Consider the following 24,048-nt stretch of genomic DNA (forward strand, 5'->3'; position numbering starts at 1 on the left):
GCCTCTCGCCGTAGCTTCATGACGTGAAATCTCTGAGCAAACTCGGCAAGACCGCGGTCCGCCGCGGCCAGACCGTGGAGGGGTCGAAAATCTTGAGCTCCTCCGGCGTGGCCATCAATCTGCGCCGAAACAACGGGCGAACGATTTCCCCTCTCCAGCATCGAGGGATCCAGTCTGTTTGGCTGCCAGCGACGATCAGCATCAGCGGCGTAGTCACGCTTCGAGCTATCCGCAAGAGCGTCGCCGAATCGAGATCGCTCATCTCAGCGACACCATCGGGATGCGAGTGCCAGTCGCCGAGATAGTCGAGGTCGCCTTCGCTCGCTTCGAATGCGCTCTTTATTTCAGCCACCTGCCACTTGTGATCCGGCACGAAGCAATGTTGCCCATGAAGGGCGAGGCGGCCGGGGCCGCGCAGATCGACGATGATACGATCCTCGCCCGAACGCCAACCTAGAAGAATGCCTCCGTTTTCGAGCGGAGACAGCTCCCGCGCGTACAGCGCCATCGATTGCATCACGCGCGAGGAGAGCCATACGGTCATTGATTGGCTCCGCAGCATCTGGGGTGAGGCGGGCAGGAATGTCCCTCCCAGCGCGGCAGCGTCCTCGACCCGTCCTCGTTCTTGAGCGTCAGTACGGCGACGGTCCAGCCACCGGGATCGTAACTTCCTTCCGAAAGCAATCCAACCGCCGCACGCACGATTTCGAGCGAGATCTCCTGCAGGTCGAAGCCACCCCCGGTGAAGGTCGGGGCATTGCAGCCGACCGGAACGACCATGCCCGCATCGTCGACGCGTGGCTCGGGTATGTGCTTGTCCTTCCAGTGCTCGTTGAGGCAAACGAAGCAGCTTTCGGCGTCCGGCAGAAAGCGCGCGACTAGGCCACCGGCGACCCCATAGGTTGCATGGCCCACCACGTAAGGCACGCCAAAACGCTTGCAGTAGTGGGACAGTGCAAGCTGTACTTCCTCCGATGCAGAGGCGTCGACTACCACATCCGCGTTGCGGAGTAGCTCAAACACAGGTGCCAGAACGTTGCTGGACCCAGGCGGAAGCGCCCCCGGATCGGTCACTGTCTCGCCGAGACGCGCGGGCATGAAGCTCGCCCTCGTCAACGGATAGTTTTCGGCGATGAAGTTCGCGAGAGCCGACCCCTTACCTCTTCCCCAAGCGGAGCGGCCCAGCGGCCAGCGAAGGCTGTTGCCGGGCTGGACAATGTCAAAATCTATGAATGTGACTTCGCCCATACCGGCGCGCGCCAATTCGAGCCCGGCGAAACTTCCGATCGCGCCACTTCCGACAACGACGGCCTTCTTGCTTAGAAGCGACTTGGCGACCGGTAGCCTGGAAACGACGTCGTCCTTTCCCGCACGCTCTGCCCGAACCAACCGGGTCTCCGCCGGCACTTTGCTTGCGTCACCTATCGCACGCCGGGTGACCAGGAACATCCTGCGCCATTCTTTTGAGGGCCGTACTTGATCTCCTCCGGGAACACGATGCCGGTGATCGATAGGGAGCCATGTGTCACCTCGTTGACCTTGCGCACGCTGCTCGGCTGCATCACGGCCTGGCGCGCGAGCTCTGCTTCGGCAAGCCGGAGCAACTCGCGCGCATCTGTCGTCGCGGGGGGAGTAAACTTGACCCACCGCCCGGTGAGAATCTGAGCGTCTTTAGGCTCCGTCCGAAATCCGAACCATTTCCCGATGGCCGCCCCGTTGCTGGTCTTCACTTGCCGCAGCACGCCTTCGAACGCGGCGTCGTTCGTGCGGCTATAGCGAGCCGAGCAGACCACCTCGAGCAATCCATGCTGCGCCGGCGGGAGCGCCGCCTGACCGTCGAAGAGGACGACAGAGTCGTCTTCGGAAGCCGGAGCAAAGTAGGGCATTAATGGGTCGGCGGCCTGCTCCTCGAGCTTGGCTGCATCGGCCCAACGGGCTTCCTTTCTGGCTTCAAGAACGCGCAACAAATGATCCAGCCGCTCTTGGATGAAGTCGGCGACTAGCTGGTTCGAGTCCCATTGTCCCGATTCCTGAGTAAGCAAGCAAAGCTCGCGACTCAGCGGGTTTTGGTGGCGCTCCAGGCTCTCGTTCGGCGCGGCCACAGCCGGCCGGAAGAAGGGGTGCAGCGGGGAATAGCCGATGCGAAGCAGCATCGCTTCAGACCGGCCTACTACAGGCCAATCCGTTTCCAGGATCAGAATCCCGTTTCCCTTGTGGATAGTTCGAGGCTCGATCCCCAGCCGCGTAAACGCAGCCAGCTCGTCATCAAAAACTTCCGGCCAGATCCTCCACCAGTCCTGGTCCGCGCCGGCCTGGTTGTGCTTGGCCAAGCTTAACCTACAGGGCGATGTCCAGGCGGCGTGCTGGGGCGCGGGGGACCCTTACCCGGCGTCTCGCTGGGCGGGCCTGGCGGCACGTCCGGATGCTCCGGATGGGTTGGATGGGGTGGCTTAGCCATGCGTGAATTCCTTTTCAGCTTGCTGTTACTCTCGGCGCAGTGACGCCGAGTATTCGTTCGCTCGCTTCGCTGCCTCTAGGAGGAACGACAGTACTGGACAATTAAGCAGAAGTTCCCTGACGTCGGCCCTCATGTCGCCGAAATTCTGCAAGTGATTTGCCGAAAAGCGAAGCGTTTTGGTGTGAGAATTTTGGAGCGATCGATCTCGCATGAATTGCTGCCGACGCCGGTCTAAGGTTGCGATGTTGCAAGAAGACTCAAAACTACCATACGCGCGTAAACATATCCGCGCCCTTCAACTTGCTAGGCTTGCCGTTCTTATCAACGTAGAACAGCGTCCATGACGTTGGCATTTGAGACCCGTTGATTTTTCCAACCCATCGGGTGAAGGAATTGCATTGGGCAAAAGTAACAACAAAATACAAGCCGCTCCGACTAGCGGACCCCGATGCAGGATAAGGGATACCCTGGCACGCAAATCCTTGAGCATGGTTTGTGAAGCTCCCTTGTATTGCCCCGCTATTGGCGGACCAAACAACCAGTTCTGAACCCCGTTCATTCTTCCAGTATGAGGGAGCAGGCAGCCCCTGCGCCATGGCCTCGGCGGAAAGGAACAAGACTTGAGCGACCAGCAAGAGTCCCAGAAATCTCATGTTGATGCCCCCAAAAGAGTCCGCTTAAAATTCGCAACTTAGATCCATGTACTTTGACACATCTCCAGGTGAGTCTCGCTGCTCTTGTTTCGCGTTCGGCAACGAAATGCAGCGCATACGCGCGAAAACGCGCTGGATCGCGGCGAAGTCTGACGACGCCGAGCCCCGTAGCCCCTGGTTCTTCCAGGACGCTGCGATTCCTAAGTCGATGTTCGACCCGGCACCGATCGATCAGGCGCGCCCGGATCTAAGGACTCATCGACTGTCTCTGAACGTCGTGCGGCGAGGCGGGTGCTGGGTAGCAGCGAAATGACGCTAGGTGACTTCTAAGCCACTTATCATCAACATTGATTTCTTGTTCTTCTTCTTCTTGTTATCGGTGGGCCCGCCTGGACTCGAACCAGGAACCAGACCGTTATGAGCGGCCGGCTCTAACCATTGAGCTACAGGCCCCCGCCGCGGGCAATCGCTGAAAGGCGGCCGGACGGCGTGCCGGGATCGTCTACAGGGTGGCCGGCATTCCGGCAATCCCATATCGCTTCGAACGAACCAGGGTCTTGCAAGCAGTCCGCGGTTAGCCACGCAATTTGGGAAGCGTTCAGCAATGGCAATGCGGCTGCGAAGTCAGTTCGTCTTTCGGACGTGGATCCCTGGCCTTGTAGAAAAGCTGAAGTTCGGGAATGGAGAACGGGATTTCGGTTGTCGACTTACTGGTGAGCTCAATAATGGGCTTTCTAACGAGAACACATCGGCGAGAAAGCCAGTCCAGACCATCGCGCTTCGTCGAGCATGACATGAAAGGCCCACGGGGACTTTGGTCTTTCCGGCACCAGACATCGTGGACGCCGTCGCCCAGAGCCCTTCCAATTTGCCAGAAACGCAGTTGGCCCGGTGGCTCGGCTAGCGACGGCGACGAGATGCGCGCGTGCAACACTGCCCTGGAAACCGTCTGAGCCGGCGACAGGTCGAAGGTGGCGAGCCCGCGCAGAGTATAGCGATCGCCGTGAGTCGCCGCAACTATGCCGATCATCGCCGGATCGGTCGCCGCAGCGAGCACGGTGACAATCCTGTTTTCGAGGTGACAATTTTGTTTCTGCGGAGCCGTTTGGTGACGAGATTGTTTTAGGCTGCTCCGCTAGGGCTTCTTCTGCTGCGTGGCCTGGGCGACGCTACCGTCCTTCTTCGCGACGCGGACGGTAAAACCGTTGCCGGTCGTCGGCACCGAGAACGTCACGACGTAGGCGTCGCTGTCGGCTTCCATTCTGTCGAAATGGATCATGTCGGTAGTGAGCTTCGTTTCCTTGGCGACGAAACCGGCGGCGGTCGTGACCGCGCCTTCGGGCGTGGTCGGCGGCGCGAACAGCCGGTTGACCGCGAACGTGACCGTACCGGCCAGCGCCACCGAAAGCGCGATGATTACGACCCGCGCGTGATCGCGTACGCCCTTCGAATATTTTTCGACGTCATTCGTGTTCAGAGATATCTTCGCGCTGACGGTCAGCAGATTGGCGTAGGCCGAGAGTCCCATGACGGCGAAGGCCACGACGAAGACCAGCCCGGCGCCGGCCAGCACCAGCACCCACTTCGAGAACGTGTCGCTCGGAACGCGCGAGGAGTCGGTGAAGAGCGCCGCAACGCCGCCGATTCCCGCGAGCCCGAGCGTGAGCGTCTGCTTGAGGAACTCGAACCGGCCGGAGTTCGCGTCGATCGTGTCCTTGATCGGCGGGGAAGGCGGAGGCGCTGCATCGTTCATGGACGGCTCAGACCGGCCAGCAGGTGCAGCCCGAGAGGCTTTCCCACAGCCTCATGTTCTGGAGGACGAACACGCCGCCGATCGTCCGCTTGGACGTCTCGACCTTGTCGCGCTTGTCGGCCTTCCTGGCGAGATCGAACAGAAACTCGGGCAGGGCGTCGATGACCCGATGGACGATGGGGGCCCGGTCGACGGCCACGGCGAAATCCCCGAGACCGAGCATATCAACGTGGACTGCCTCGAGACCTTCCTTGAGGATGGTCTTTGCTTGCGGACTCAAGGTCCAGCCGGACTTCTTCTCGAAATCTTGGAAGATGCTGTCGAGCGGATTCGGAGCGGCTGACTCGATCATGACCATGGATCACCTTGGGGGTCGCGCATGCGCGGAAATGCAACTGCAAGGCTACCACACGCGGGCCGGGTGACAACCGTTCGGCGCCCCGAAGGCCGGCACGCCCAGCCGGCCTCCGACCAGGTCGAACCCCGCTTGAGGTGCGGATGCGCGCTCCAGTCGATCCGGTCGCTCAGGAAAACCTCGATGATGTGCGCGGATATGTCGGCGAGCGAGAACCCGTCGCCCGCTGAGTAGGCCGTCCGCGCCGCGAATGTTCGCTCGCGACGGCGGCGGTCGCGTCCAGGCTCGACGCTGCGTCCGCGTATGCGTGCCGGATAAAGGCGCCGGGCCGGTACAGGGTATGACGCCGATGTAGAGGTAAGGACGCCGCCGAGGATCGTTCGATACGCCGTCCGGACGGGGCCGTGCGGTACCGGTCCATAGGGGCTAAGCCTCGTCGAATTCCGCCAGCGCTTCCTGGATGGCTTCCTCGAGCATTGTGATCTCGTCGTCGGTCAATTCGGGAAACTGCTCGCGTTTCTTCGTCGAAAGCTTTCCGGCGTTCTGCATGCATAGGCGGACAAACAACGACGCGCGTCTGTTTGGCATGTCGATCTGGTTCGTCACCGCGGTGTACGCCCGGTCGAACTTCTCGACGAACTCGACTTCCTCCTTGAGGTCCGTGGCGATGGTCTCCGCAAGCTTGTCGTAGAGGTATTCGACGAAACGGGTCGCGTCGAAGTACCGGTAGAGGTGGGCGGTTTCGTTCAGTACCTCGACTTCGTTCTTCGGCGTCATCTTGTATTTGACGTGCGCGAGAAGCGGCTTCGAGTAGCTTTCGAGAGCCGTATCGTACTCCTTGATGTTGCGCAGGATCGCCGCCGAGACCGGAAAGATGATGCCTTGGGGCGTGTAGTGCTGGGACGACAGCACGTGATGGATGAGGAAACGGTGGATGCGGCCGTTTCCGTCCTCGAACGGATGGATGAAGACGAACGTGAAGGCAATCAGCGCCGCTGCGGTGACGGGCTCGGCGTCCTGCTTGAGGCGCGCGGTCATCTTCATCCAGTCCGACATCAGAGGCTTCACGTCCTCCGGTTTTGGGCAGACGAAATGCACCTTCTCCCGGTGCGAGCCGAGAGTTTCGCCCACGAAGTTCTGGAAGTCGCGGACGTCCGAGGCGGCGTATCTCGGGTCGACGATCTCGTTCTGGAGCGCGATGAGACTTTTCTCGTCCGTCGGGTCGAACTTCTCGCCCTGTTCGAGGGCGGCGATGAAGCGCAGTGCCTTCTCCGGCGTCGGCCGTTCGTGTTCGATCTCAAAGGAGGATTTCGTTTCCTTCGTATACAGGTACTGCACGGCCCGCATCAGCGTCTCGGCGGGCACCTTCTCCGTGTACGCCTTCGCGACTTCGTCGAGCTTCTCCGCTATGTGCTGCTGGATCTGCGCCGTCCGCCGGACGGTGAGGTAGAAGCCAGGTACTCCGAGGAGATTGTCCGCCACCTTGTGCCTGCGGGACCGCACGCCGTTCGCGACGATGTGCCGTTCGGGATCCAGTGCGTCGACGTACGTCACCGCGCCGGCGTCTTCGATGTTGAGCATGTCGCCGGTCAGCGTTTCATAGAGAAACCATGCCCGCCGAGAGACGGCGCCGGTCGGCTCGGATTTGATCCAGGTCTCGATGTCCTGCTTCGGCATCGCCTTGAAGGCGGCTGCCAGGACGCCCATGTCTAGCGGTTCGTGACGTAGCGCGAACTTGAGATGTTCGATCGCGGTGTCTTGCGGGACGTACCGGGGAGGAAACTGTTCGATCAGTGCGTCCTGTCCCTCAATGGTGCGACGGTTGCCGCGGACGGCCGTCGAGCGCACGTGCGGCTTCGGTACATCGAGCTCCAGCATCTCATGGAGGCGGAGTTGGCCTAGGCTCTGGTCCTGCAATGGAACTCCTCGTTCAAACCGGCGCTCGGGCGGAATATCGTTCAGCAAGATGGCGAAACGTTCAGGATACGGCAAGTTGGAGGTAGATCGTTCAGGTTCCCGGAAAATCGTTCAAAAATAGGGCGGGCTGCGGAAAATCGTTCAACCAAGCCTTGGCCGGCCGAAAAACCCTTCGGACGCGGAAAAACGTTCAGTCGCACGGCGAAACGTTCAAAAACAGGACAATCCGCGGAAAATCGTTCAACGAAGCCTTGACCGGCCAAAAATCTCCTCGAACGAGGAAAAACGTTCAGCCGTACGGCGAAACGTTCAAAAAAAGGGCTATCCGCGGGAAAACGTTCAAAAGTCCATATTTGGACCCTCCGGAGCGCATCTGCTCGGCCCGCAGCACCCACCGGCATCCTAGCTTCGGTGCCGCGACGATCAGCCCGACCGTGGTGATCTGGACGACCTCCCTGCGCTGGTTGCAGATCTCGCCGCACGCGACGACCGTGCCGCCCGGATGGGGCACGCGACGGGACGATCTCGACGTGCAGCACGTCGCCAGGCCGGGTGGGACGCGGCATTCGAGCTCGACACTGCGTCCAATCAGACCTCCGGCTATGGGCAGGCCGCCGTCGACGAGAAAACGCAGGTGCGAGAGCGGTGTGCCAGCTGCTGGCGGCAAGCCGGCATCATGCCTTCGCCGCCGACGGGAGGGCCGTCGACTGGTCTCCGGAGAGCGCGCTGCAGCCGATGAACAGGCTACGGAGGCCAGCCACGAAGCGCAGCATGCCGGACGTCAGGAAAGTCGGCGCGTAGGTGTCTTCGACGGTCCGCGTGAGACCGGTGCCGCGGCGACGGCGGCGCCGACCTGATGCGCGACGATCCCCAGCGCGCCGAACGCGGTGGCGACCGGACCGGTCGGGGGTGGTCGTGGCCGGCTGGACCGGATCCGCGGTGGCGGTCTCCCCGTAGGCCGCCAGACCGACGTCGGCAGGGCGGTCGCGCATCAGGCACAAGATCAGCGACACCAGCAGCAGCAGGTCACAGATATCGCGCTGGGCGCCATGGTCGGAGCAGAAATTTTGGGTAATTGAAAGACGGTGAAGTCCGGTGAAGGCTGCCTTGCTGAATGAGGCGTGTTGTTGAGAACTGTCCTTATGGACAGTGACATGCGCAGTGCCTAAGTCGAACGCCTTGAGGTGGTGGACACGGGCCGGCGGCGCTGGTCCGAAGACGAGAAGCTCAAGATCGTCCTGGAGAACTTACAGGCGCCGCGCCAAGTCGGGCAACAGCGCCGCGGTATGGCATTTCGCGTTCATTACTGCTGCGATGGCGACGGTCGTTTCAGCCTGAGCCGAAGGATGCCGCCCAAACGTATCTGCGGGAACGCTGCACTACGGTTTTACACGGAACCGGAAATCTCCGCTTCCATCCCCGCTGCTACTACTGCCCAGACGAGCATTCGCCGACCGAGACTTGCCGGCGATGATAGCCGCGGTCACGGATCTTTCCGGCGCCATCACCGGCGCGCATCGCACCTGGCTTGCGCGGGACGGCTTCGGCAACCCCGAGCCCATGTCATTCTTTGCGCAGCAATGTCAAAATATTCGCCCGGACAGCAGGCACTTTGGTCGGTGCGTGCCGTTCAGGCGGGCCCTTCTCGTAATGCGCGAGCAGACCTTAGCGACGCCATCGATACCGCGCGCAGTGCACGCCGGCATTCATGTGGCGGCGTTGAGCTTCCGACTGCAGGAGCCAAGCTCGAGATTTTTGCTGCTTGCTCAGAAAAGCGCCTCTGTGCAAGACAATGGTTCCGGAAGCGCAGGAGAGGAACCGCACCGTGACAGCCACTCTTGACGGCGAAATTCGCGGCGGACGCCATCATATGCAGGTCCGGGTCTATTTTGAAGATACAGATTCCGGCCAGATTGTTTATCACGCAAATTTTTTGCGGTTCATGGAGCGCGGCAGAACGAATTACTTGCGCCTGCTCGGAACCAATCAGCAAGCGCTCCTCGAAGAAGCAGGGAACGATGCGCCCGGCTTTGCCTTCGTCGTCCGTTCGATGACAATCGATTTTCTAAAGCCGGCGGTCTTGGACGACGTCCTTGACGTCGTCACGCTCCCACAAGAGGTGAAGGGCGCGTCAATTGACTTGCTACAGGAGTGCAGGCGCGGAAGCGATCTCCTAGTTATGGCGCGTGTGCGTGTGGCGTTTGTCGCAGGCGGAAGAGCGCAGCGCATTCCCAGGACGCTGCGGCTTGCTATGGAAGCGCATAGATAAAATCTGCTCCTCGTTCACACCTTGATCGTCCATCGACCCAATGAAAGCAATCCACTAGGATTCTGTTGCGACATCGTGAAACCAGTGTTCTCTACGCTATTATGCGTTGAGGGCTCCTACTTTACCCTATAGCGACCGAGCCTACTCCACAGCCCTACGACATGCCCCATCAGCTTACGATCCGATGCACCACAATGCAGTTACTTAAGAACTGCGATCAACTGAGCCACAAGCTTTTCGCGATCTGCGGCACGCAGCTTGTCAAGATTGATCTGCTTCCATCGGACTGCCGGGAGCTCTGCCGCTCCACCGACGCCCAACAGAGCCCAATCCGGCTTCCCGCGCTTGAATCCGATCAGAAATTCCCGATGCTCCTCCGGCATCTTTCCAGTTACCTCGGCGATCAAGTCCTCGCGGGCCTTCAATAGCTCATCCAGCGAGACTGGGTCTGACGCCATACCCTCAAAGCCGTGCTCGAATTCCTGGTGGATATCCTTTCGCCGCGGAAGCACAACCTCCGAAATGGGCCGGTCATGGCTGATGAGATAAACGATGAAAGCGCGCCTCAGATCGTCGCTGATGCCCTCATTCGCCAGAAGATCGCGGATGTCAAAAAGATCGCGAGGATGTTGGCGGTCAAGGGCGGCGACGATTTTCCCTGCGTAGAGGTCGGCGAAGGAAACGACCTGCGTTTCCGCAAAGCCAAAGCTCTCCTCGACGTTCGGACGTACGGATCGCATCTCGGGATCGAAGACGCAGCCACGAAGGACGGGAGTGACTTCGATCTTGATCTGGGCGTCCGCCCTTTGAAGGGTCAGTTTGGTAACGATGCCTTCCGCGCGGTTTACGACCTCATTCACTTTGACGCCCGGAATTCCCTTGCCAATGGCGACAGCCATTTTTTTCATGCCCGCATCGATCGCGGCCAGCGATTCCGGCCGGCCGGCGACAGGCAGGTAGGTCAGGTCGATATCGACGGACAAACGCGGCATGTCGCGCACGAATAGATTGATCGCAGTGCCGCCTTTGAGAGCAAAATCCCGTTCCGCCGCAACGAATGGCAAGGTCTCGATCAGCAGCGCAACCTGATGCCGATAGCGTTCAGACAGGGGCACTGAGATCCTCCGGCACGGTGATCAAATATTTGGGATCGAGCCTTCCGCCTTTCACCAGCATGCGCTTTCCCGTCCCCAAATCGACCTGGTCGCGGTCTATCTGCTTCAGCCATGAATGGTTGTGCCGGTCAGCGAACCAGAAGAACAACCTTTTGACTTTCACGCTTCGGCAATCGTCTAGCAGTTTTTGCAGCTTACGGGGACTGAGGTTGCGCAAGCCCTCAACAAGCATGTCGACCTGGTGGAAGCTCTCGCTATGTGGCAGCTCGTCGAGCAGTTCAAGCAACGCCCGTTCGGGCGATGAGATGGTGAGCGGCCATTCGCTCTCGCCCGATATCTGCTTGAATGGTCCTGCCTGGAATTCATCTGCGGCTGCGCCGGTATTGTTCTGGACATTCCAGGCGAAGTTCTTGAGCCCCTTCGTCACCGGATCGGCCTTGAAGAGCGTTGTGCTCTTGCGGAATGTGAAGCGCTCTTTGAGCGGAAGCTTGAAGAGCCATCCGGGCGGGGCATCGGGACCGTACAGATAAACGACGGTCGGCCCTTCAGCCCGGAGGTAGTGCGAAAAGCCTTGAAGTTCGAGCGCGGTTCGCCCTCCGACGATCAGGGGGCGCTCAAGCAGCGTCTGAAGCGATATGATGGCCTTCTGCCATGTCAGGGTGCCAAGCGGACGCTTGAAAGTCCCACGCGTCGGCTGAACCAGCCAGCCAGCCGAGACGTACTGGCTGCGCAAACCGGTCGAATAGCCATGCTTCGTCATCCACCTGGCATCGACCAATAGGCCATCCGGTAGGGTATGTTCGAGGAAGTTTAGCTTTCGTCCGGAAAGCTCAGTCATGCTTAGTAATATAGCATAATTTCAAACCAAAGCAAGTTTATAGATTTGCAAATTTGCTAAGCCTGACTATGCAGAAAACTCATAAGCAAAACCTAGCTGGTCGGGGCCACCGCCAATCACATTTCGATCTCCAATGCGCAGCCATGGGCGAAGCGAAGCGGAAAAGGGAAGCCTTCTTAAATGAGCCGTGTCCATGCGGCTCGCTTGCTATGCAAGGGCATAGATAAATCTGCTCATCATTCACGCCTAGCCGTCCAGCGACCCAATGCAAGCAACCCGTTGGACTTCTGTTGCGACATCGACATCCAGGCTCTACCTCTGGGGCTGCGACTTCACATCAACTTCGATGGCGCGGCTTGAACTTGTATGAGGCCAACTTTGCGTCTCGGGCACCGCATCTACCGGAACGGATCGTCATTCCGTTGCCAGGCAAAACCGCTTCACATGGCCGGATCTGCTCAAGGCTTCCGCGTCAGTCTCTGCACCGGTGGAGGCCGACGGTTAGGAAGCGATCGAGCATAGCATTGACCTGATCTGCAACCTCGATCGTGTTGTAATGTCCGGCGAGCATCGTCTTCGCTATGACCAGCTGTGGACAGATCTCCTGGAGCCGATCGAGATCGCGCGCCATGTTCACCAGCGGAACATCGGCCGAAATGTAAGCCATAGGAATCCAGCAGGCCTCTGCAGCCGGGACCGGATCATAGTTCAGGATGGCGTTCCGAATCATTGAATGAGCCACATGCTGCGGCGTTCTCTCGCAGGGCGGAAGTACATAGGTTTCGTAGATCAACTTTCGCCGGGCAGGATCTTCGAAATCGCAGCCAAGTTCCCATGCGTTCGCCTTTAAGACCACCAGATAGTCGGGCCCGCCGATACCTTCGAGAAGCGCTCGAACTCCGGGAGATTCGCGCAAGATCGGGGGCGGCATGATGATCGTATCGATCATCACCATGCCCGAGGCCAGATCCGGATAACGGCCGCACAGTTCGAGCGCGATCCGGCCTCCCATGCTGTGGCCAATCACAACCGGCTTGTGCAGTTCCAGTTGAGCGCATTGCCAGGCGATGTCGTCCGCAAATCCTGCCATGGTATAGTCTTGCTGGGGTGCATCGCTGGAGCCGTGACCGCGAAGATTGACGGCCACGACGCGACGGCTTTGAGAGAAGTGGGCGATCTGGGGCGTGAAGATGCCGTGGTCACCTGTCCAGCCATTGACAAGGAGCAGCGGAGGGACTTGCGCGGCTACAGGTCCGGCCTCAACGTGTGCCAAACGTACACCGTCGCGGCTCAACAGAACGGGCCTCAACTTGTGATAAGAGATCACGGTCACTTTCCTCCCGAGCTGGGCTTGCCTTCCATGGACTTCGGCTCAGCCTTCGGCCGGAAGAACGATGCCCAGGCAAGCCGCACCCACAACAAGCAGAAAGCAAACATCATTACCGCCGTCGCAGCGAACTTGCTCCAAAGATCACACGTATTCATACGGCTTGAGACACAGAGCATCGATGAAGAACAGGGATGAGCCGGTGAAATAAGCAAACGTGGATCCAATAACCGCTGCTTTGCAAAGGATGTTGCCCACGCAGACGGGATGCCGCTGACTCCGAAGATAATTTCGAATGATCGGCGTAGGGCCGAGCCTAGCGTTCGGATCAATCTTCGCGCTCTCGCTCATGCCTGACATTGCCATAAGCAACATCAGCCCTCCTGCGACCGGCACGAGGTTGATAGTCCGCCAGCTACTGAGAGCGAGGCGCGTCGCGCCGACGGTTGGTGCAATCATCGGGACGATGTAGATCGCCAAAATCACGTTGGCCATCTTTGCGCCTGCGGCCTCGCCGTCGAAGATGTCCCTGGCAATTGCAAAGGCAGCAATTGCAGTAGCGGAAGCACCGGCTCCCTCGACGGCGAGATGGACAACATGAAGCCCAAGCTTGCGATGCCAACAAGTGCACAGCCAAACAGAACGATCGGGTTGCGGCCGACGCGATCCGATATCGTCCCATAACCGAGAGGGGGCGCTCTCAAGCTCATGAGATAAACGCTCGTCGCCAAACCCAGTTCGGCCGAGGTCGTTCCGAGATCGTCTCCCGTCGCCGAAAGGCTTGGGAGGGGGTGCGTCAATGCCAAACGTCGGCAACGAAGCCATAAGACCAACTAACGAGGTGAAGGCAAATGAATCGGGATAAATGCGCAAGGCATCCTTCTCTTTGATCGGCGATTGCGCCAGCCGGCGCGTGGATAATGTTTCCACCAGCAAGAGGCAATTCATCGAGCAGTAGCCGTTTCGTTGATCGTTTGGCCGGCCCGCAATGGACCCAAATTCATGAGCGGCTCCGTCGCTGACGTCCGACAGCGGCGAGAAGCTCCATCTCGTTGACAAGGCCAGATGTATCGATATCGGCTTTAAGAGCCTCGCCAAGCTTCCGGGCCGCGACTTTGAATTGCGGTTCCGTGATCAGCCGGTTTATGGCTGCCGCAATATCCGGTTCAGAAGCCGTCGGCCCCAATCGAAGTCCCACCCCCTTCGCCTCGACCCGCGCAGCGTTGGCCAACTGGTCTCGCGCCATTGGCAGAACGAGTTGCGGCAAAGCGTTGATCAGTGAACGGGTGACGGTGCCGTGGCCGCCTTGTGATATGACGATGGAGACGTCCCTCATGACGGAGTCATGGGAAGCACCGCGCACCAAATGCACGTTTTGCGGAGCTCGAAAGTCGGCCACGTCCAGACTCGGACCTGTTGTAAACACAGCGTCGATGTCAATCTTTCCGACGGCGTCGATGACGCGCTGGAACAGATCGCGCTGGTTCTGCGCACCCGTGCTACAGGCGATCAGCGCGCGAGAACGATCAGACTGCCCGGGCCATGGAGCCTGCCACGACTTGGACCAACTCGGCACATCGAGCAACGGTCCAATATAGCGAAAGTTGTCCGGAAGAGAGGTGGCTTCGAAGTCGAAGGCCCGACTGGTCGCGAGCAGAACTCGGTCAGCCCGGTCGAACAGATCCATAACGTCGGGAAGAACGGGAAGTCCGCAATCAACGCGGGCCCGATTAAGGATAGGAAGAGACGCATTCATCGCACCATGGAGAGCGGCGCAGGCTGCTGCCACCTCGGCGTGCTCCTCTGGCGTTTTCGGTTGGCCCAATCCGGACGTAGCCGGCGGCATTCCCGGCAGGATCCGAAGGCTGACGTGAGGCGAAAGAAACGCGAAAGGTACGCCGGACGCTTCCGCCCCAAGTGCCGCTCCGAACAGAAAATCGAGGCTAAGGACGGCATCCGCCGGTAAGCGGCCAATTTCCTCCCAAATATCTGTCGCGTAAGCAGAGCAAGGCTCAAAGACGACCCTGCGCATCCGATCTCGCAGGCTCGAGACATCTGTTGGATCCGCAGCCTCCCCGATTGGGGCGCTTCGCCATGACACGAACTCGAAATCGGCGGCGTCGACTTCTGCACGCATGGCGGGGTCCGCAATGACCCGAACATGGTGACCATGCCCGCGCAACCGCCGGGCCGCGGTGAGCAGCGGACTGAGGTTTCCCAACGTGCCCCACGAGGCGAGGAGAAAACGGTAAGACATTACAGAAGTTCAACTCCTTCGCTTCAAAGAAGGCGACGCTATCGTCACTTGCTAAGATCGGCTCCCTGCGTGCGCGGACCTAAGAGGGCCCGCAACGTGCCACGCGACCACCGAATGCTGCGCACACCTCACCCACATAGGTGACCCCGGGTTACGGGCGGCCGGCCGCCCCCGGCGCTTCCACGGACTGATTTACCGCAACGGCGCACCACCACGAGCCCTCTTGGTTTTGTGAGATCTTCGATCTGCCTTGACTCCGATCTGTTTCGGCCAGCCATCAAGCGAAGTGACGCGGGCTCTCGAAAAGCACGCTGACCGAAAGCGTCACGAGGATCCCCTCGCTTCATGCGTTTCGAAGACATGTATCTCGCAATGGATCACTTGGCGTGGCAGTCAAATGTGAGTTGCCAATGAGCAATCGACGCGCCTGCGGGGGTGGCTTTTGTCAACATTTTTCAAGCCTACAACGTAACGCAACGTGAGATTCAAGCTGTTTTTGTTGACTACCAGGACCTCATTCGATTTCTGCCGCGAGCAAGGTGCATGCTCCCGAAGTGCGATAGGAGGAATCTTCCTGTGACAGGCTCTCTTGAAGGCGAAATTCGCGACGGTCGTCATCAAATGCGCGTCCGCGTTTATTTCGAAGACACTGACTCCGGCCAAATTGTTTATCACGCCAGTTTTTTGCGCTTCATGGAACGCGGCAGAACAAATTACTTGCGTCTGCTCGGAATGAATCAGCAGGAGCTCCTGAAAGAAGCGCGGAGAGATGTGCCAGGCTTTGCCTTCGTTGTCCGTTCAATGAGTATCGACTTTCTAAAGCCGGCAATCTTGGATGACCTGCTTGAGGTTATCACGGTTTCAGAAGACGTGAGGGGCGCCTCGATTATCCTGCTGCAGGAATGCAGGCGTGGAGACGATCTTTTAGTCACGGCCCGCGTGCGCGTCGCCTTTATCTCAGGCGGAAAGGCGCAACGTATCCCGAAGGCGCTGCGGTTCGCCATGGAAGCGGCGTAGAAAAATCTACGCTTGTTCACGCTTTCGCCCTCCAGCGCCCCAACGGAATCAAGCAGTTAATATCCTGTTGCGATATCGTCAGACCAGAGTTTTCCGGCATCGTCTATCACGCCAATTACCTGCGCTACATGGAGCGCGGGCGCACCAATCAGCTGCGGCTGATGGGCGCCGAGCAGCAGGCGCTGTTCGAGCAGGTCGAGACGGAAGGCGCTGGCTTCGCTTTCGTGGTCCGCTCGATGCGCCTCGATTTCCTCAAGCCCGCGCGGATGGACGACGTCCTCGACGTCGTGACCTGGCCGGTCGCGGTGAAGGGCGCCTCGATCATGCTGGCGCAGGAGGTGCGGCGAGCTGAGGACGTGCTGGTGAAAGCCGAGGTACGCGTCGCCTTCATCAGCGGTGGCCGTGCCCAGCCGATCCCGAAATCGATCCGCACGTTGATGAAGGCCGATCTGATTTCGTGATCGCCCAATAGGGCATGGCCACTCGACTCCGCCGATTGCGGCGATAGATTTGCGGCCCCGACCCATCGATGAGGCCATCATGTCGCGCCCGCCGCTTCCGCCCTTCACCCGCGAAACCGCCGCGCAGAAGGCGCGCATGGCCGAGGACGCCTGGAATTCGCGCGATCCGGTGCGCGTCTCGCTCGCCTATACCGAGGACAGCAGCTGGCGCAATCGCGCCGAAGTGTTCCAGGGCCGCGAGGCCATCGTCGCGTTCCTCACCCGCAAGTGGGAGAAGGAGCAGGACTACCGCCTGATCAAGGATCTCTGGGCCTTCGACGGCAATCGCATCGCCGTGCGCTTCCAGTATGAATGGCATGACGCCAACGGCCAGTGGTATCGCTCCTACGGCAACGAGCAGTGGGAGTTCGACGAGCACGGCTTGATGCGGCGGCGCGAGGCGTCGATCAACGACATTTTGATTGGGGAGAAGGATCGCCGGTTTCACTGGCCGGCGCCGGGACCGCGGCCGGCCGATGTGGCGGGGTTGGGAAGCGATCCGTTCTGAACTGCTTCCTCTCCCTCTGCCCGTTCTTACGGGGACAGAGGGTTGGGTGAGCGGCTGTCTCGGCAAATTCGCTGAGAGCTGGACCCGTGGAGAGTCCTCCTCACCCGGATTGCATCGTCGATGCAATCCGACCTCTCCCCGCAAGTGGGGCGAGGTGAGATCACCGCCGCGCCAGAAACCGCGTAATCGCCCCGCCCAGCTTCGCGCTGTCCATCGGCTCCGCCAGCGACGCCCTCGCGGTCGCGACCACATCGTCGGGCGCCTTGCCGTCGCGCAGCTCGCAGCACACTTGCGCGAACGCCACGTCGAACTCAGGGTGCGGCTGCACCGTCAGCGTCGTGCCGTTGGCGTAGAGCAGGCCTGCATGCGGGGTGAACTCGGATGAGAGGATCGTCAGCGCATCGTTGGGCGGCTCGATCACCTGGTCCTGATGTGAGGCGGCGATCGCGACCACTTCGCCGTCGATGACGCCGTTCTCCGGCAGCACCTGGTAGACGTGCCGTCCGATGCCCCAGCCCTTCTCGGACTTGCGCACGGTGCCGCCGAGCGCCTGCGCGACCAGCTGATGGCCGAAGCAGACGCCGACCATCGGCGTTTTGTTGGCGTAGGCCGTGCGCACGAAATCTTCCAGCGGCGCGATCCAGTCGAGCCCGTCATAGACGCCGGCGGCAGCGCCGGTGATCAGCACGGCTTCGAGCTTGCGCGGGTCGGGCAGCGCATCGCCATTCGGGATGCTGACGATGTCCACCGTAGCGGTGGGGTCCTCGGCGCGGACCATCCGTTCGAACATGTCCGGAAACGAGCCGTGGCGCTCACGATATTTTTGCGGAACCAGTCCGGTCTCGATGATGGTGATGCGTGCCATGTGCCCTCAGGTAAGAGATCGGCCCTACGCGCGCAAGCGTCCAGTCAGGGTGCGGGTTGTTCGTCGAATTCGGCCAGCGCCTTGCGCATGGTCTCGACCAGATCGAGCGCCACCGGCGAGGGGCTGCGTTGCGCCGGGAAGACGGCGGAGAATTCGAAGTCGATGCGCGGCAGGAAGCGGCGCACGACGACGCCGCGGGTGGAGAATTCCTGCGCGGTGAAGGGGTCGCAGATCGCGACGCCAAGCCCCGACGACACCAGGCCGCACATGATCTCGGACAGCGCAGTCTCCACCCTGAGCACACGGCGGACATCGTGGCGATGAAAGACCTGGTCGACAAGATGCCGACTCGACGATCCCGCCGACAGCGAGATGAACGTCTCGCCCTCGAAGTCGCGCGGCTCCAGAACCTGTTTTTCCGCGAGGCGATGACCCGTCGGCAGCACTGCGACGCGCGCGGGCGCCGGCAGCTTCTGGCTCGGCAGGCCGGAATGCGCGATCGGCACCTCGGCAAAGCCGACGTCGCACTGGTTGTTGAGCACCCAGTCGACCACGATCGGCGAGATCACGCCGAAGAAGGCGAGGTTGAGGTTCGGGCGCTCTTTCAAGAAGTGTCCGGTCAGCCGCGGCAGATATCCGTTCGACAGCGCCGGCAGTGCCGCGATCCGCAGCGAGCCGGTGCGGCGGCCGCGGATTTCTTCCGCCGCCGCGGTGATGCGTTCGAGGCCGACAAAGGAGCGCTCGACCTCGGTGTAGAGTGCCATCGCCGCCGCGGTCGGCACGAGGCCAGTGCCGCGCCGTTCGAACAGCTCCATCTTCAGCAGCGCCTGAAGGTCGCGCAGCAGCCGGCTCACCGCGGGCTGCGTCACGGTCATCAGCGCCGCCGCCTCAGTCACGCTGCCCGTGAGCATTGTCGCGCGGAAGGCCTCCACCTGACGCGAATTGATCCGGGCCATACCGTATCCCATTCATAACATTTACGTATGCAGATGGTGCCATTATTCATTGGACGATGGAAGCAGGGGTTTGCGATCTTTTTCATCAGAGCTGGAGACAGCCCGCTTTTTCGGCAGACTCGAGGGGTTCAAACCTCTAGATCGCGCCAAAACCCGCGCAGGGGGCCAGAGCCTTGGTCAGAAGGGAGCAGCGCGGAAAGAAATGCGGCAAGCGCTTCGGCTCGCGAGACTCGTCGGCACGTCAACTCATCCCGGTATGGAGATCGGTCCACATGAAGACTTTTCGCCTTCTGACAGCGGCCAGCATCGCGGCACTCATCGCCGCCACTTCAGCCGCCTCGGCCCAGCAAAAGACGCTCTACGTCGCCGGCTATGGCGGCTCGTTCGAGAAGACCATCCGCGACGAGGTGATCCCGACCTTCGAGAAGGAAAATGGCGTCAAGGTCGAGTACGTCGCCGGCAACTCCACCGACACGCTGGCGAAGCTTCAGGCGCAGAAGGGCAACCAGCAGATCGACGTCGCCATCGTCGACGACGGCCCGATGTACCAGGCGATCCAGCTCGGCTTCTGCGGCAAGCTCGAGGGTCTGCCGGCCGATCTCTACGATGCCGCGCGCTTCAAGGACGATCGTGCGGTTGCGATCGGCATCGTCGCCACCGGGTTGATGTACAACACCAAGGTGTTCAAAGACAAAGGCTGGGCGCCGCCAACCTCGTGGAACGACCTGAAGGACACGAAATACGCCAAGCAGCTCGTCATCCCGCCGATCAACAACACCTATGGTCTGGAAGCGCTGGTGATGCTGTCGAAGATGAACGGCGGCGGCGAATCCAACGTCGAGCCCGGCTTCAAGATCTTCAAGAACGATATCAATCCGAACGTGCTCGCCTATGAGCCGTCGCCGGGCAAGATGACCGAGCTGTTCCAGTCCGGCCAGGCCGTGATCGCGGTGTGGGGCACCGGTCGCGTGCAGAGCTTTGCCAACACTGGCTTCCCCGTCGACTTCGTCTATCCGAAGGAAGGTGCCGCGACGCTGCTGACCACGGCGTGTCCGATCGCCAAGCCCAACGCCTCGCCGCTGGCCTCGAGCTTCGTCAAGATGCTGCTCGACCCGAAGATCCAGCTGGTGATGCTGAAGGACTACGGCTACGGCCCGGTGCTGAAATCGCTGAAGGTGCCGCCGGAGCTCGGCAAGATGGCGCCGATCGGCGAGCGCGCGGCGAAGCTCTATAATCCGGACTGGACGCTCATCAACGAGAAGCGCGAGGAGTGGACCAAGCGCTGGAATCGCGAGGTCGAGCGCTGATCTGATTGTCGGTAGCGGAGACAGCGCATGGCCTATCTCGAGCTCGATCGGGTTGCCAAACAGTTCGGCGCGCAGACTGTGGTTGACGACTTCAGCCTGTCGGTGGGCAAGGGGGAGTTCGTCTCCTTCCTCGGCCCGTCCGGCTGCGGCAAGACCACGACCTTGCAGATGATCGCGGGCTTCCTCGACCCCACCCGCGGCGCGATCCGTCTCGAGGGCAAGGACCTGACCGCGATCCATCCGGCCAAGCGCGGGCTCGGCATCGTATTTCAGAGCTACGCACTGTTTCCGCACATGACCGCGGCGGAGAACGTCGCGTTCGGCCTCGAGATGCGCAATGTGCCGCGCAACGAGCGGGCAGAGCGCGTCCGCGCCGCGCTCGCGATGGTCGGCCTCGCCGGCTACGAAGACCGCCATCCGCGCCGCATGTCCGGCGGCCAGCAGCAGCGCGTGGCGCTGGCGCGCGCGCTGGTGATCAAGCCGAGCGTGCTGCTGCTCGACGAGCCGTTGTCCAATCTCGATGCCAAGCTGCGCGAGGAGATGCAGATCGAGCTGCGTCAGATCCAGCGCACCGTCAGCACCACCACGATCCTGGTCACCCACGACCAGAACGAGGCGATGTCGCTGTCCGACCGTATCGTGGTGATGAGCCAGGGCAAGATCGAGCAGATCGGCACGCCGCATGAGACTTATGAAAAGCCGGCCTCGGCCTTCGTCTCGCAGTTTCTCGGCAAGACCAACGATTTTGCCGGAACGATCGATCGGACCGGCACGTCCGCGCGACTGGTGGCGGGCTCCTGGAGCGCACCGGCGCCCGCTGGACTGAACGGCGCCGTCACTGTCAGCGTTCGCCCCGAGCGCATCTGCTTCGGCGATGCCGGCATCAGCGCCAAGATCGTCACGCGCATTTTTCAGGGCAATCACTGGCTGTTCCAGTGCGACAGCGAATGTGGCCCGGCGATTGTGATCCGCCAGAACGACGGCCGAGCGCAGCCGACTGAAGGCGAGGCGGTTCGCCTCACCTGGCGGCCCGAGGACATGAGCGTGCGTGCGAGGGCTGTCGCATGAGCGCGGCCGCCGAGGAGCGCAGCGCGCGGGCGCCATGGGCGCTGACCGCGCCCGCCTTGTTACTGTTCATCGGCGTGCTGCTGATTCCGCTGGCGATGACCGTGATGCTGTCGTTCCACGACTGGGGCCAGTACAAGGGCATCGAGCCGGTCTTCATCCTCAAGAACTGGCACGAGATCGCGACCGATCCCTATTACGCCGAAATGTTCGGGCGGACCTTTCGGATCGCGATCCTGACGACGCTGCTCACGGCATTGCTCGGCGCGCCCGAGGCCTACATCCTCAACCGCATGAGCGGTCGCTGGAAGAGCTTCTTCCTGCTCGTCATTCTCGGACCGCTCTTGATCTCGGTGGTGGCGCGCACGCTGGGCTGGGCGCTGCTGTTCGGCGGCAACAACGGGCTCGTCAACAAGCTCCTGATGTCGCTCGGCGTGATCCGTTTCCCCATTCCCTTCATGTTCACCGAAACCGGCATGGTGATCGCGCTTGCCCATGTGATGATGCCGTTCATGGTTCTCTCGGTGTGGGCGGCGCTGCAGCGGCTCGATCCGCAGATCGAGAACGCCGCGATGTCGCTCGGCGCGGGTCCGATCACCACCATCCGCCGCATCATCATGCCGCAGATCATGCCAGGCGTGCTCTCCGGCGCGATCATCGTGTTCTCGCTCTCGGCCAGCGCCTTTGCGACGCCGGCGATCATCGGCGGCCGTAGGCTCAAGGTCGCGGCGACGCTCGCTTATGATGAATTCCTCAACACGCTGAACTGGCCGCTGGGCGCGGCGGTCGCAACGCTGCTGCTGGTCGCGCTGGTGCTGATCGTCGTTGGCAGCAACGCGCTGATCGAGCGCCGCTATGCGGAGGTGTTCCGATGAGACGGAATGGCCCGCTCGCGCTGATCTTCCACACCATCTTCGTCATCGTCATGGTGGCGCCGATCCTGGTGGTCTGCCTGGTCGCCTTCACGCCCGAAGGTTTTCTCTCGCTGCCGACCAACGGTTTTTCGCTGCGCTGGTTCAGGGCGATCGCGAATTACCCTGAGTTCATCCACGCGTTCTGGATCAGCCTCGGGCTCGGCGCGCTGTCCTCCATCGTGGCGCTGCTGTTCGCGGTGCCTGCGGCGCTGGCCATCGCGCGCTATCGCTTCCGCGGCCGTGATGCATTGGCCGCGCTGTTCCTGTCGCCGCTGATGATCCCGCATGTTGTGCTCGGCATCGCCTTCCTGCGCTTCTTCACATCGGCCGGCCTCGGCGGCAGTTTTGCCGCGCTGATCATCGCGCATGTCATCATCGTGTTTCCCTTTGCCTTGCGGCTGACGCTCGCGGCCGCGACCGGCATGGACCGGACAGTCGAGATGGCCGCGGTTTCCCTCGGCGCCGGCGGCTGGACCCTCTTCCGCCGCGTGACCTTGCCGCTGATCCTGCCCGGCGTCATCAGCGGCTGGGCGCTCGCCTTCATCCAGTCCTTCGACGATCTCACCATGACCGTCTTCCTTGCGGCGCCCGGCACCGAAACGCTGCCGGTGCGCATGTTCCTTTATATCCAGGACAATATCGATCCGCTGGTGACGTCGGTCTCGGCCTGCGTGATCGCGATTACCATGACGGCCCTCATTCTGCTCGATCGCTTCTACGGGCTCGACCGTGTGCTCGCCGGCAAGGGCGATGCGGGACGATAGGAGAACCCATGTCGAAAGCGTTTTCGAGCGAAGTGGACGCCGGTTCGCGTAAAGAAAACGCGTCCAAACAAAAATCTGACTATGACGTCGCTGTCGTCGGCGGCGGACTGCTCGGCTCCGCCATTGCCTGGGGTCTCGGCCGGCTCGGCAAGAGCGTCGCCGTGCTCGACGAGGGTGACATCACCAAGCGCGCCTCGCGCGCGAATTTTGCGCTGGTCTGGGTCCAGAGCAAGGGGTTGGGCATGCCGGCCTACACCGTCTGGACCGTGCAGGCGTCGCAAGCGTGGCGCCGGCTCGCGTCCGAGCTGAAGCAACAGACCGGCCTCGATGTTGCGCTTCAGCAGAACGGCGGCTTCCATCTCACGCTCGGCGACGACGAGTTCGGTCAGCGCACCGAGCTGGTCAAGCGCATGCACAACCAGGTTGGTGCGGCCGACTACAAGATGGAGATGCTCTCGGCGTCCGAGGTGAAGAAGTCGCTGCCGCTGATCGGCCCGGACGTGTCCGGCGGCAGCTATTGTCCGCTCGACGGTCACGTCAATTCGCTGCGCACCTTCCGCGCGTTCCACACCGGCTTCAGGGCGTTCGGCATCGACTATTTTCCGGAGCGTCCGGTTTCGGCGATCAGCAAGAGCGGCGGCGAATTCCGTCTGGCCACGCCCAAGGGCGAGCTGCGCGCCGCGAAAATCGTGCTCGCTGCGGGCAATGCCAACCAGACACTGGCGCCGATGGTCGGTCTCTACGCGCCGATGGGCCCGACCCGGGGCCAGATCGTGGTGACCGAGCGCACCATGCCGTTCCTGCCGCATCCGCTGACGACGATCCGCCAGACCGACGAGGGCACGGTGATGATCGGCGACAGCAAGGAGGACGAGCTCGACGAGCGGACGATGAAGCATTCGATCAGCGGCGTGATGGCCGATCGCGCGCAGCGGATGTTTCCGCACCTCGCGCGGCTCAACGTGGTGAGAAGCTGGGCCGGCATCCGCGTCATGCCGCAGGACGGCTTTCCGATCTATGACCAGTCGAAGACGCATCCGGGCGCCTTCGTCGCCTGCTGCCATTCCGGCGTGACGCTGGCTTCCAACCATGCCTTCGAGATCGCGCGCATGGTCACGCAGGGCGCGCTCGAGCCGGAGCTGGTTGGCGCGTTTTCCGCCAGCCGTTTCGGCGACGCGGGCGCGGCGAACAACAGCGGCTACTAGAGATA

27 protein-coding genes and 1 tRNA gene are annotated in these 24,048 nt (G+C 61.1%); 11 read left to right on the plus strand and 17 right to left on the minus strand.

All coding sequences use genetic code 11. The annotated features are described in order from the left end of the window. Positions 1-16: 16 nt before the first annotated feature. From JJB99_RS08035 to JJB99_RS08080, 10 genes are all read right to left on the minus strand, one after another. Complete coding sequence (locus JJB99_RS08035) at positions 17-544, minus strand: Mov34/MPN/PAD-1 family protein (protein ID WP_200498261.1); 528 nt, start codon at positions 542-544, stop codon at positions 17-19. Next, on the minus strand, positions 541-1,449 hold the full coding sequence (locus tag JJB99_RS08040; RefSeq protein ID WP_200498262.1) for a ThiF family adenylyltransferase: 909 nt from the start codon (positions 1,447-1,449) through the stop codon (positions 541-543). Before JJB99_RS08040 ends, JJB99_RS08035 begins: the two co-directional genes overlap by 4 nt. Continuing rightward, entirely contained in the window at positions 1,422-2,330 is a 909-nt protein-coding gene (locus JJB99_RS08045; RefSeq protein WP_200498263.1) for a hypothetical protein, read from the minus strand. The genes JJB99_RS08040 and JJB99_RS08045 overlap by 28 nt, the downstream gene beginning before the upstream one ends. A gap of 391 nt (positions 2,331-2,721) precedes the next feature. Next, positions 2,722-3,111: an avidin/streptavidin family protein gene (locus JJB99_RS08050; RefSeq protein WP_200498264.1), complete on the minus strand. Its 390-nt coding sequence runs from the start codon at positions 3,109-3,111 to the stop codon at positions 2,722-2,724. Positions 3,112-3,491: 380 nt separating this feature from the next. After that, positions 3,492-3,564, minus strand: a tRNA-Ile gene (locus tag JJB99_RS08055). Positions 3,565-3,709: 145 nt separating this feature from the next. Beyond that, entirely contained in the window at positions 3,710-4,168 is a 459-nt protein-coding gene (locus JJB99_RS08060) for a hypothetical protein (protein ID WP_200498265.1), read from the minus strand. 78 nt (positions 4,169-4,246) lie between these two features. After that, positions 4,247-4,864 (minus strand): hypothetical protein, encoded by a 618-nt coding sequence (locus JJB99_RS08065; protein WP_200498266.1) that lies wholly within the window; start codon positions 4,862-4,864, stop codon positions 4,247-4,249. A gap of 7 nt (positions 4,865-4,871) precedes the next feature. Continuing rightward, entirely contained in the window at positions 4,872-5,216 is a 345-nt protein-coding gene (locus JJB99_RS08070; RefSeq protein WP_200498267.1) for a hypothetical protein, read from the minus strand. Positions 5,217-5,645: 429 nt separating this feature from the next. Further along, positions 5,646-7,136 (minus strand): Fic family protein, encoded by a 1,491-nt coding sequence (locus tag JJB99_RS08075; protein ID WP_200498268.1) that lies wholly within the window; start codon positions 7,134-7,136, stop codon positions 5,646-5,648. A 289-nt stretch (positions 7,137-7,425) separates the two neighbouring features. After that, entirely contained in the window at positions 7,426-7,803 is a 378-nt protein-coding gene (locus JJB99_RS08080; RefSeq protein WP_200498269.1) for a hypothetical protein, read from the minus strand. A 642-nt stretch (positions 7,804-8,445) separates the two neighbouring features. On the opposite strand from JJB99_RS08080, the gene JJB99_RS36900 reads away from it, so the two are divergent. From JJB99_RS36900 to JJB99_RS08085, 3 genes are read left to right on the plus strand one after another with little or no spacing between them, the layout of a single operon-like run. Continuing rightward, positions 8,446-8,610, plus strand: a complete 165-nt coding sequence (locus JJB99_RS36900; protein WP_433995774.1) for a DUF7146 domain-containing protein — start codon at positions 8,446-8,448, stop codon at positions 8,608-8,610. Continuing rightward, positions 8,568-8,978, plus strand: coding sequence for a DUF7146 domain-containing protein (locus tag JJB99_RS36905; RefSeq protein WP_433995775.1), 411 nt, complete (start codon positions 8,568-8,570; stop codon positions 8,976-8,978). Before JJB99_RS36900 ends, JJB99_RS36905 begins: the two co-directional genes overlap by 43 nt. Next, complete coding sequence (locus JJB99_RS08085) at positions 8,962-9,405, plus strand: YbgC/FadM family acyl-CoA thioesterase (protein ID WP_200498270.1); 444 nt, start codon at positions 8,962-8,964, stop codon at positions 9,403-9,405. The genes JJB99_RS36905 and JJB99_RS08085 overlap by 17 nt, the downstream gene beginning before the upstream one ends. Before the next feature lie 200 nt (positions 9,406-9,605). Here JJB99_RS08085 and JJB99_RS08090 read toward each other — a convergent pair whose 3' ends face one another. The 5 genes from JJB99_RS08090 to JJB99_RS08110 all read right to left on the minus strand — a co-directional run bounded on the left by JJB99_RS08090 (position 9,606) and on the right by JJB99_RS08110 (position 14,822). Continuing rightward, positions 9,606-10,520 (minus strand): nucleotidyl transferase AbiEii/AbiGii toxin family protein, encoded by a 915-nt coding sequence (locus JJB99_RS08090; RefSeq protein WP_200498271.1) that lies wholly within the window; start codon positions 10,518-10,520, stop codon positions 9,606-9,608. Continuing rightward, positions 10,507-11,358, minus strand: a complete 852-nt coding sequence (locus JJB99_RS08095; protein WP_200498272.1) for a type IV toxin-antitoxin system AbiEi family antitoxin domain-containing protein — start codon at positions 11,356-11,358, stop codon at positions 10,507-10,509. Before JJB99_RS08095 ends, JJB99_RS08090 begins: the two co-directional genes overlap by 14 nt. A 472-nt stretch (positions 11,359-11,830) precedes the next feature. Continuing rightward, the gene (locus JJB99_RS08100; protein WP_246775168.1) at positions 11,831-12,685 is read right to left on the minus strand and encodes an alpha/beta fold hydrolase; all 855 of its coding nucleotides are present in this window, start codon (positions 12,683-12,685) and stop codon (positions 11,831-11,833) included. A gap of 144 nt (positions 12,686-12,829) precedes the next feature. After that, on the minus strand, positions 12,830-13,621 hold the full coding sequence (locus tag JJB99_RS08105; RefSeq protein ID WP_200498273.1) for a hypothetical protein: 792 nt from the start codon (positions 13,619-13,621) through the stop codon (positions 12,830-12,832). A 64-nt stretch (positions 13,622-13,685) separates the two neighbouring features. Further along, positions 13,686-14,822: a glycosyltransferase gene (locus JJB99_RS08110; protein WP_246775169.1), complete on the minus strand. Its 1,137-nt coding sequence runs from the start codon at positions 14,820-14,822 to the stop codon at positions 13,686-13,688. Between the two features lie 696 nt (positions 14,823-15,518). On the opposite strand from JJB99_RS08110, the gene JJB99_RS08115 reads away from it, so the two are divergent. From JJB99_RS08115 to JJB99_RS08125, 3 genes are all read left to right on the plus strand, one after another. Beyond that, positions 15,519-15,959 carry a YbgC/FadM family acyl-CoA thioesterase gene (locus JJB99_RS08115; RefSeq protein WP_200498275.1) on the plus strand — a complete coding sequence of 147 codons (441 nt, stop codon included), beginning with the start codon at positions 15,519-15,521 and terminating at the stop codon, positions 15,957-15,959. 47 nt (positions 15,960-16,006) lie between these two features. After that, the gene (locus JJB99_RS08120) at positions 16,007-16,420 is read left to right on the plus strand and encodes a YbgC/FadM family acyl-CoA thioesterase (RefSeq protein ID WP_200500075.1); all 414 of its coding nucleotides are present in this window, start codon (positions 16,007-16,009) and stop codon (positions 16,418-16,420) included. Between the two features lie 79 nt (positions 16,421-16,499). Continuing rightward, a complete protein-coding gene (locus JJB99_RS08125) occupies positions 16,500-16,967 on the plus strand; it encodes a DUF1348 family protein (protein ID WP_200498276.1) in 468 nt (155 codons plus the stop codon). Between the two features lie 160 nt (positions 16,968-17,127). Here JJB99_RS08125 and JJB99_RS08130 read toward each other — a convergent pair whose 3' ends face one another. Both JJB99_RS08130 and JJB99_RS08135 read right to left on the minus strand, forming a co-directional pair. Continuing rightward, positions 17,128-17,832, minus strand: a complete 705-nt coding sequence (locus JJB99_RS08130; protein ID WP_200498277.1) for a type 1 glutamine amidotransferase — start codon at positions 17,830-17,832, stop codon at positions 17,128-17,130. 44 nt (positions 17,833-17,876) lie between these two features. After that, a complete protein-coding gene (locus JJB99_RS08135) occupies positions 17,877-18,788 on the minus strand; it encodes a LysR substrate-binding domain-containing protein (RefSeq protein ID WP_200498278.1) in 912 nt (303 codons plus the stop codon). Positions 18,789-19,060: 272 nt separating this feature from the next. Between JJB99_RS08135 and JJB99_RS08140 the strand changes: the two genes are divergently transcribed. The 5 genes from JJB99_RS08140 to JJB99_RS08160 are packed head-to-tail and all read left to right on the plus strand — an operon-like array spanning position 19,061 to position 24,043. Further along, positions 19,061-20,095 carry an ABC transporter substrate-binding protein gene (locus tag JJB99_RS08140; protein WP_200498279.1) on the plus strand — a complete coding sequence of 345 codons (1,035 nt, stop codon included), beginning with the start codon at positions 19,061-19,063 and terminating at the stop codon, positions 20,093-20,095. A 27-nt stretch (positions 20,096-20,122) separates the two neighbouring features. Continuing rightward, entirely contained in the window at positions 20,123-21,163 is a 1,041-nt protein-coding gene (locus JJB99_RS08145; RefSeq protein ID WP_200498280.1) for an ABC transporter ATP-binding protein, read from the plus strand. Then, entirely contained in the window at positions 21,160-22,035 is an 876-nt protein-coding gene (locus JJB99_RS08150; RefSeq protein WP_200498281.1) for an ABC transporter permease, read from the plus strand. The genes JJB99_RS08145 and JJB99_RS08150 overlap by 4 nt, the downstream gene beginning before the upstream one ends. Continuing rightward, positions 22,032-22,838: an ABC transporter permease gene (locus JJB99_RS08155; RefSeq protein WP_200498282.1), complete on the plus strand. Its 807-nt coding sequence runs from the start codon at positions 22,032-22,034 to the stop codon at positions 22,836-22,838. Before JJB99_RS08150 ends, JJB99_RS08155 begins: the two co-directional genes overlap by 4 nt. 8 nt (positions 22,839-22,846) lie before the next feature. Continuing rightward, on the plus strand, positions 22,847-24,043 hold the full coding sequence (locus JJB99_RS08160; protein WP_246775170.1) for an NAD(P)/FAD-dependent oxidoreductase: 1,197 nt from the start codon (positions 22,847-22,849) through the stop codon (positions 24,041-24,043). The last annotated feature ends 5 nt before the right edge of the window (positions 24,044-24,048 follow it).

It is taken from the genome of Bradyrhizobium diazoefficiens (genome assembly GCF_016616235.1).
GTDB lineage: Bacteria > Pseudomonadota > Alphaproteobacteria > Rhizobiales > Xanthobacteraceae > Bradyrhizobium > Bradyrhizobium diazoefficiens_H.